At 47.2% G+C, this 6,801-nt stretch carries 3 protein-coding genes and 1 pseudogene; 3 read left to right on the forward strand and 1 reads right to left on the reverse strand.

Annotated features, from left to right (window positions below; all coding sequences use genetic code 11):
* Positions 1–32 precede the first annotated feature (32 nt).
* A complete protein-coding gene (locus HWQ36_RS21390) occupies positions 33–1,562 on the reverse strand; it encodes a 3'-5' exonuclease (RefSeq protein WP_292706253.1) in 1,530 nt (509 codons plus the stop codon).
* A 133-nt stretch (positions 1,563–1,695) separates the two neighbouring features.
* Here HWQ36_RS21390 and HWQ36_RS21395 point away from each other — a divergent pair, with 133 nt between their 5' ends.
* From HWQ36_RS21395 to katG, 3 genes and pseudogenes are all read left to right on the forward strand, one after another.
* On the forward strand, positions 1,696–2,955 hold the full coding sequence (locus tag HWQ36_RS21395) for a transposase (protein WP_292706254.1): 1,260 nt from the start codon (positions 1,696–1,698) through the stop codon (positions 2,953–2,955).
* Positions 2,880–3,342 (forward strand): annotated as a pseudogene (locus HWQ36_RS21400) (hypothetical protein). Before HWQ36_RS21395 ends, HWQ36_RS21400 begins: the two are co-directional and overlap by 76 nt.
* Positions 3,343–4,132: 790 nt before the next feature.
* Positions 4,133–6,442: a catalase/peroxidase HPI gene (katG, locus tag HWQ36_RS21405; RefSeq protein ID WP_292706255.1), complete on the forward strand. Its 2,310-nt coding sequence runs from the start codon at positions 4,133–4,135 to the stop codon at positions 6,440–6,442.
* Positions 6,443–6,801: the final 359 nt, after the last annotated feature.

The following is a 6,801-nucleotide window of genomic DNA, read 5'->3' on the forward strand; positions in this document are numbered from 1 at the left end:
GCTTTCCTCGCTTGAATGAAGGATAAACACAATCAAATTACTGCCACTTTACCTAATGCTGTCTCTAAACGGTTGGTAAATTTGGAGGAGCGATCGCAAGTCAAAATTAGTTGCTCAATTGCCCGTGTCATTGCTACATACAACAACCGCGCTTCTTCTTCTGGTGTACCATGTCCGTACTGGTCAGGCATATAACCAATACCAGGAATAAGCACCACTGGGAACTCTAGCCCTTTGCTGGAGTACATGGTTATGAGTTTGATGCTTTGTTCGTCCGGGTGATAGTTGCGGCTCTCACTGTCGGCGTTGATCCACTCTATTGGGATTTGGGCTTGTTGGAAGTGGTTATAGATGCGATCGCCCATAAAGTTGGAGCGATAGATAATTGCTATTTCGTTCCAAGGGATATCTCGTTCGTGTAATTGTTGCACTCGCCCTGCTAGGTAATCTACCTCGTGTTGAAAACTGGGTAAACGGATGAGGTCTGGTTTGGGGCCTTGCCGTCCTGCACTGGTAGGTTCTACCAATATTTGTTGGTCATCATCCTGGGTTTCGGTGGGTTGCATTACTTCTTTAGCAAATTCATAGGCTACCCCCAATACTTGAGCCGTATTGCGGTAGTTGAGTTTAAAAATGGTGGTGCGTCCCTGTGCCTGGATGCCTACGCTCTTAAAGCTAAATTTCTTAGTGCGTTGTTCACCGTAGAGGTTTTGGGCATCGTCGTAGAGGATAAGCAAAGAGTTGGTTTCGGGGTTGACCATCTGGGCAATCAACTTTAACCACTCTGGTTTAAAGTCGTGACCCTCGTCGAGCATCACAGCGCCATAAGTGCCAGCCGGTATTAACTTGGCATCAACGGCTGTAATTACTCTTTGAACCAGTTCTTCTATATAAGCTTCACCTTGATACTCTCTATCGGGTCTAGGGATGTCATACTTTTTAAGTAAATCCATGCACCAGCCATGAAAATGTCGTACTTTAATGCGACTGACTTTGTTTTTATCTTGAATAGTTTGCCGGAGTTTGGCAGCAAGAGAGACATTGAAACATAGCACCAAAATTGGTTTATTTTCTACTTTTGCAAGATGCTGACAACGGTAGGCTAAAATCATGGTTTTTCCTGAACCAGCCACACCATGAATTACCCGATGTCCATCACCTAAACTGCGGGCTAACTGTTCTTGCTGCAAGTCCATAATTTTGAGAATGTCGGGGATTTGCAACTGCGGCATTTCTTCAGTGTCGGTTTCTAAATCAAGCAAAGATAACTGTTTGGCAGTAATCCGTAATTCTGGGAAGATATGCCAACGGATTCTATCTATTTGACTGCTGGTTAAGGTCTTGCCAAATTGATATGCCGATAAATCCCAAAGTCGTTGCTGAAATTCCCCTGCATCTGTGCTTGGTCGCATTTCATCTTTGCAGATAACCAAGTGTTCCTCAAATACTGCTGGTAGTTCACTTTGCTCAAAATCCTTGCGGGTGATGTTGGTGAATACCACGCCGTAAGCGTAGGGGATAACCAGTTTACCTGATACCGTTGGCGAAATATTGCTTAACAAAAAAACGCCAATTTTGCCGCGTATTACATGGATAGGAGAGTTACGCCTTTCCGTGCAATACACGGAAAGAAAAAAATTAAGTTAACTGCCTCAATAATCAATAAACTAGAAGAAATACCTGTGGAGGCAGTATATGTGCTTACATCCTGAAGAAATTCCTCCTATTCCTGATGAAACGGTACGCATAGCCAAGGCCGCGTTCCCCAAAGGTAATTTATATATGCGACTGCGTGATGAACTTGGGGTCTTTTACCAGGATGAAGACTTCGCATCACTGTATCCACAACGGGGTCAGCCAGCGCAAGCACCTTGGCGGTTGGCGATGATACTGGTGATGCAATATCTAGAGAATTTATCTGATAGACAAGCAGCGCAAGCAGTGCAAGGGCGGATTGACTGGAAATATGCTTTGTCCTTAGAGTTGACAGACCCTGGTTTTGACTTTAGTGTTTTAAGCGAATTCCGCGACAGATTAATCGTCGGTGGTGTCGAGCAGCAAATACTAGACTTGATGTTGTTGAAATTTCAAGAGCGGAAACTGCTCTCAGCTAGGGGAAAACAGCGCACTGACTCAACTCATATATTAGCTGTAGTCAGGGAACTAACAAGACTGGAACATTTAGGGGAAACCCTGCGGTACGCTTTGAATGCTGTGGCTGAAGTTGCACCCATTTGGCTGAAGTCATTAGCTCCCGCCGAGTGGTATGACCGCTATAGCAGACGCTTTGAAGATACCCGATTGCCCAGAACGGCTTCAGAACGAGAAGTTTTAGCTCAGACAATTGGGGCCGATGGCTTTTATTTACTCGATAACATCTATTCCCAAACTTCCCCCACCGAACTGCGACAACTGCCAGCCGTAGAAGTCTTGCGTCAGGTTTGGTTACAGCAATACTATGCACCAACAGACAAGATTCAGTTACGCAACGAAAAAGATGGGCCACCGGGAGCAGTACGAATTCGCTCTCCCTATGACTTAGATGCTCGTAACAGTACCAAACGCACTACTAACTGGACAGGGTACAAAGTGCATTTGACAGAAAGTTGTGATAAAGACTCACCTCACATGATCACTCATGTAGAAACTACTGCTGCCACAACTCAAGACGTAACAGTTGTTCCCTCAATTCACGAATCTTTGGGAGAAAAAAACCTCCTGCCTCAACAGCACTTGGTTGACCAAGCATACACATCAGCACAATTACTTTCTACCTCAGAGCAAGACTATAACATTGACCTGTTGGGGCCAGTAGCCCTCAATGTCGGATGGCAAGCAAATTTCCCCTTAAACTTACGATGTAATACACGGTTGAGGTTATGTGGAAACGAGATATTCAGGGAAAGTTTGCGCTTAAAAGTGATGACTATCGTGAAGTACGTTCTTTACGACTAACAGATGATACTTGGAAAGCACTTGGTATTGCCTCTGAATGTTTGGGTAAAACCCGTGCTGACTATTTAGAACACATTGTTAAGCATAACGCTCAACCAAGTATTACACGGGAAGACTCAGAATTTTTAGCTTTCACTCCACCAAAAAACGAGCCTCAACCAAGTATTATACGGTATAGGCAGTTTCCTCTAACATCTGATACGGAGCGCGAAAGACAGTCGGTTGCGTTGCCAACGATAAGAGAACTTGAAATTTTACGCGATGCCTTCGGCGCGGCGTAGCCATCGCATTTTGTCCCAACTGAAGTTAGGTAAGCAAACTACTGGGTATAAAACTGCTCAGAAGGTTCTCAATCGTTTCATTGCTGAACTAATCGGTTCAGTTTAGCTGCTTAGAGAATTCGCCAACGGTATCCGAATCTTCCCATACTCCTACCCCGAATTTCTCACTACATCTCTCAAAGCCTGTGCTTGTGCAGGGGAGCAGAGGAGAGTTCAATGTGCCAAGTTCAATCCCCTTTGCCTCTCTGCCCCTTCCCTCAAGCTTGTGAGAAATCCGGGTGAAAGCGATCTCCCCTAACCTAATTTAATATTTGGGGAATATCAATAGGTGTCGTGTCACTGACTGGCGTGGTTAACACTATATTATTAATGACTAACATCGGCTCACTTTGAAATGCTTCATCTCGATTAAAGCACTGCCAATACTTCTCGCTTTGTGCATTGTTTATCGTTATAACAATTTATGCCGAATGCTAGATGTTAACTATGAAAATTTATTAACTATAGTAAAAACTATGAAAATTTCCGAAATATCGACAGAAACTCTGGAAAAAATTTGGTTTTTTCGCGGCGACTTACTTAATACTGGGAAAAGTATAGCTAGACAAAGTTTTAGGTTTTTGATTAAGAAGAAAATGTTTAAACCTGCATCACCCGTAACACATCAAAAAAGCGCATTTTGTCAATCAGTAAAAATACTCAAAAAGCTGTTAATAAAAATGATAATCGTAGCAGGGAGGGTGGGGTTAGCAAAGGGTAGCTCATTCAGCACTTGCAAGAACTTTAGCGATGAAGGCACTTGCCGTTCAAACCGCCACTTGTGGCGGCGCTCAACACAGCTTGACTAACATAAACTGTTAGAGAGAATTGAACTTAATGAAGAAGGATTGAACTGAATGAATAACAGCCCCATGAACAACAACCCTGCCACCCCTCCTGCACAATGCCCTTTCCGGGGAACCCGCATTGGCGGCGCGCTCGGCTCCAAGCCGCAAGTCGATGATTGGTGGCCGAACCGACTTCAGGTCGAACTGCTTCACCAAAATTTGCCTCAAGCTAACCCACTGCGAGATTTCGATTACAAAGGAGCCTTCGCGAAGCTTGACTTTGAACAGTTGAAGAGCGATATCAAAGCACTGCTGACCGATTCAAAGGACTGGTGGCCCGCCGACTATGGGAATTATGGACCTCAAATGATTCGCATGGCGTGGCACTCAGCAGGCACCTACCGGATCGCGGATGGTCGGGGTGGAGCGAGTCAGGGTATGCAACGCTTCGCACCCATCAATTCGTGGTGGGATAATGGAAACACAGATAAATCACGACGGCTGCTCTGGCCCATCAAGCAGAAATATGGTGCGGCACTAAGCTGGGCTGATCTGATGGTTCTGACGGGCAACTGCGCGCTCGAAATCATGGGGTTTAAGACCTTCGGTTTTGGTGGTGGTCGCATAGATGCCTGGGAGGCGGATCGCTCGACATACTGGGGACCCGAATTCTGGAACGGCGATTCGGTTGACGATGTTAAGGAACACCCTGGTCATCCTGATGAGATGGTCACTCGCACGATTCGGTGGGTTGGGAAACCGAACGAGCAATACTACGACCTTGAGAACCCGCTAGCGGCTTCGCACCAAGCGCTAATTTACGTCAATCCAGAGGGTCCAAACGCTGAGGGCGACCCCTATGGCTCGGCGCGAGACATTCGCGAGACGTTTGCGCGGATGGGCATGAATGACGAAGAAACTGTCGCGCTGATTGCAGGGGGTCATGCCTTTGGCAAAAGTCATGGCATGGTTTCGCCGGACAAGATTGGTCCAGCCCCGGAAGCCGCGCCGATTCAGGCGATGGGTTTGGGGTGGCAGAACCCTGAAGGCACTGGGTTTGCCGAATATACAATGACGAACGGGATCGAAGGATCGTGGACTCCAAATCCAACCCAGTGGGACAACAGTTACTTAACAAATCTTTTTAAATACGATTGGGAACAGACAAAGAGTCCAGCAGGTGCTATTCAGTGGAAGCCGAGCAATCCTGATGCGCCAAAGACACCGGATGCCCATCAACCGCGCGTTGAGCACCCGTTAATGATGATGACTTCGGACATTGCCTTGAAGGTCGATCCGGTCTATCACGAAATCTGTCAGCGCTTCTTGGGTGACTTCGATTACTTCAGCGATGCGTTCGCGCGCGCTTGGTATAAGCTGATCCATCGAGATATGGGTCCGAAAACGCGCTATCTTGGTCCGGAAATCCCAGAGGAAGATCTGATCTGGCAAGATCCAATTCCGGCACTGGATCATGATGTCGTTGATGCCGCCGATATCAATTTTCTCAAGGATCGGATTTTAGCGAGTGGACTCTCTGTTTCGGCGCTCGTGTCAGCCGCTTGGGCAGCGGCATCGAGTCACCGCCATTCCGACAAGCGCGGCGGCGCAAATGGGGCGCGCGTTCGCCTCAATCCCCAGAAAGACTGGGAAATGAACCGCCCGCAGGAACTCGGCGAGGTGCTATCGACCCTTGATCGCATTCAGGCGGACTTTAACGGCGCTCAGTCGGGCAACAAAAAAATCTCGATGGCGGATCTTATCGTCCTCGGTGGTTGTGCTGCGATCGAGAAGGCTGCACAAGACGCTGGGTTTTCTGTTGCCGTGCCGTTTACTCCGGGTCGGATGGATACGACTCAGGAACTGACAGATGTTGAAATGTTTAATTGGCTGAAGCCAGTTTCGGATGGTTTCAGAAACTATCACAATGAGGCTGTTGGCTACAAGGTGAAGCCGGAGCGTATCTTCCTGGATCGAGCGCAGCTCCTCACGCTGACCGCGCCTGAATGGACGGTTCTTGTCGGCGGACTTCGCGCGCTCGATCAGAATTGGGATCATTCAAAGCACGGTAGCTTCACTAACCGTCCGGGGGTCTTGACCAATGACTTTTTCCGTGTCCTGACCAGTATGGACTACGAGTGGAAGCCTGTTGACAATCGCGAGATGCTTTTTGAAATCTGCGATCGCGAAACCGGTGCAGCTAAGTTCACCGCAACCCGCTGCGATCTCATCTTCGGCTCGAACGCGGAACTGCGTCAGATTGCTGAAGTCTATGGCGCTGATGACGGTCACGAGCGGATGGTCAAGGACTTCGTCGCAGCCTGGAACAAGGTGATGATGCTTGATCGCTTCGACATTGGCGCTGAACAGACCCGCTAAAGTCTTGAGCGCTCAACACACCCGAACTCCACGGGTGTATCGCTGCGCTTTGAAGAACTCACCGTGGATAAGAACGCTGCTTATCCACGGGCAGCACAGATGTAAGGTATCGCGGCTTGTAAATGCTGGTTTATCATTATTCGTTGTTAGACAGACACACATCTCAGTATTATCTCGTAGTTTTTTTCAGAAATCAAATGGACTCCTATATATTTTGCTCTAATTCATTAAAAGCGTAGTATTGTCGTAATGTAACAGGGTTAGCGCGTCTCAAAGCCTATTGACAAGAGGACTTGCCTGATCAGCAATCTTTGTTGGAAACAAAGTGACACCATCCGAGGTAGGGTAAGATTTAATTC

It is taken from the genome of Nostoc sp. NMS2 (genome assembly GCF_017115105.1).
GTDB lineage: Bacteria > Cyanobacteriota > Cyanobacteriia > Cyanobacteriales > Nostocaceae > Nostoc.